Origin of the sequence: Rhodococcus sp. (in: high G+C Gram-positive bacteria) (genome assembly GCF_049286785.1) — a bacterium.
In the GTDB taxonomy this organism is placed as follows: Bacteria; Actinomycetota; Actinomycetes; order Mycobacteriales; family Mycobacteriaceae; genus Rhodococcus_F.
On sequence record NZ_JBAQEO010000722.1, the window covers coordinates 1 to 2065 of the forward strand.

2 protein-coding genes are annotated in these 2065 nt (G+C 55.5%); both read left to right on the top strand.

Going from position 1 to position 2065, the window contains the following annotated elements; translation table 11 throughout:
- Positions 1-286 (top strand): hypothetical protein (locus WAW17_RS26070; RefSeq protein ID WP_422335766.1); only part of this gene is annotated, 286 nt, incomplete at its 5' end.
- A gap of 146 nt (positions 287-432) precedes the next feature.
- The coding region (ettA, locus tag WAW17_RS26075; protein ID WP_422335767.1) for an energy-dependent translational throttle protein EttA at positions 433-2065 on the top strand (1633 nt) is incomplete at its 3' end.

The window sequence follows — 2065 nt, forward strand, 5'->3', positions numbered from 1 at the left end:
CCTGCTCCTGCCACCTGCTCCTGCCGCCTGCCGCCTGCCCCTGCCGCCTGCCCCCCTGCCGCCGGCGGGGACGTCCTATGAGAAGCGATACCAGGAAGTCACTGCGCCCGTTTCTGCTGACATCGGCAAGGCCCTCGATGAATTTGCCCGTCAACGAGGTTTTACGATTACCTTCGACCTGAATAAGCTCGCGCCTGCAATCCTGACTATTAGTCCCACCATTGATGTGACGCAGGCTTTCATTGCCGATTTCAATTCAAAGTATCCGGCTACCTCACCTCAGTAAATTTAGAATTGCGATGCTGGATTTCGAATTGCGAATTGCGAATTGCGAATTTCGTTCTGCGGTGGGAGTAGCATAAGATGTTGCACGTCGCAGTTAGACAAAATTCGAAATCCGCAATTCGCAATTCGCAATTCGCAATTCTTCCCATGAGCACAGAACCAAACAAAGTTATCTATTCGATGGTCGGCGTTAGCAAGTTCTACGACAAGAAGCCGGTCCTTAAGGACATTTACCTTTCCTACTTCTATGGCGCCAAGATTGGCGTGATCGGTTTGAACGGATCGGGAAAGTCTTCGCTGCTGCGAATACTCGCCGGCGTCGATAAAGACTTCAACGGCGAGACGGTGATCTCTCCCGGGTTCACCGTCGGTCATCTCGAACAGGAACCGTTGATCGACGACTCACGGACCGTGCGCGAAGTCGTGGAAGAGGCCGTACAAGAAACAGTCGATCTGCTGAAAGAGTTCGAGGAGATCAACGACAGGTTCGGCGAGGAAATGTCAGACGACGAAATGACGGCGTTGCTCGAGCGGCAGGGCGAGGTGCAGGAGAAGCTCGACGCGCAAGACGCCTGGGACCTCGATTCACGTCTGGAAATGGCGATGGATGCGCTCAGGTGCCCACCGCCGGAGACTCAAGTGAAGGTTCTGTCAGGCGGTGAGCGGCGCCGTGTTGCGCTCTGCCGGCTGCTGCTGCAGAAGCCGGACATCTTATTGCTCGACGAACCAACCAACCACCTCGATGCAGAGTCAGTCGCGTGGCTCGAACATCACCTGCAGAGTTATCCGGGAACGATCATCGCCGTAACTCACGACAGGTATTTTCTCGACAACGTCGCAGGCTGGATTCTCGAACTCGACCGCGGTCAGGGAATCCCCTGGAAGGGTAATTACACGTCGTGGCTGGAACAGAAACAGGAACGGCTGCGTCGCGAAGAAAAGTCTGAAAGCGAACGCCAGAAAACCTTGCAACGCGAGCTCGAATGGATTCGCATGTCGCCGAAAGCTCGCCACGCGAAAGGCAAGGCAAGAATCAACTCGTACGAGGAACTGCTGCGACAGGAGTCAGAAAGGCGAAGGGAGGATCTGGAGATTCACATTCCTCCCGGGCCGCGACTTGGCAACGTCGTCATCGAAGCAGCAGGTGTGAACAAGGGATATGGCCGGAACCTGCTGGTTGAAGACATGACGTTTGCGCTTCCTGCCGGCGGCATCGTCGGCGTGATTGGCCCTAACGGCGCCGGCAAGACGACGTTGTTTCGGATGATCACTGGAGAGGAGCAACCTGACGCTGGAACGATTCGGACCGGCGAAACAGTGGCGCTGGCTTACGTCGATCAGAGCCGGACACTCGATCCGCAGAAGTCGATCTGGCAGGAGATTACCGGCGGTGAGGACACTTTAAAGCTGGGCACTCGCGAAGTGAACTCACGTGCGTATGTAGGTCGATTCAATTTTTCCGGTTCGGATCAGCAGAAGAAGGTCGGGATGTTGTCAGGCGGCGAACGCAATCGCGTGCATCTGGCGAAGATGCTCAAGGAAGGGGCGAATGTTCTGCTCCTTGACGAACCGACGAACGATCTTGATGTCAACACACTGCGCGCGTTGGAGGAAGCACTGGAGAACTTTGCCGGATGCGCTGTCGTGATCTCGCACGACCGCTGGTTTCTCGATCGAATTGCTACTCACATACTGGCGTTTGAGGGCGATAGCAAGGTGGTTTGGTTTGAGGGTAATTATTCCGAGTATGAGGCGGACCGGAAAGAACGCCTGGGGGCTG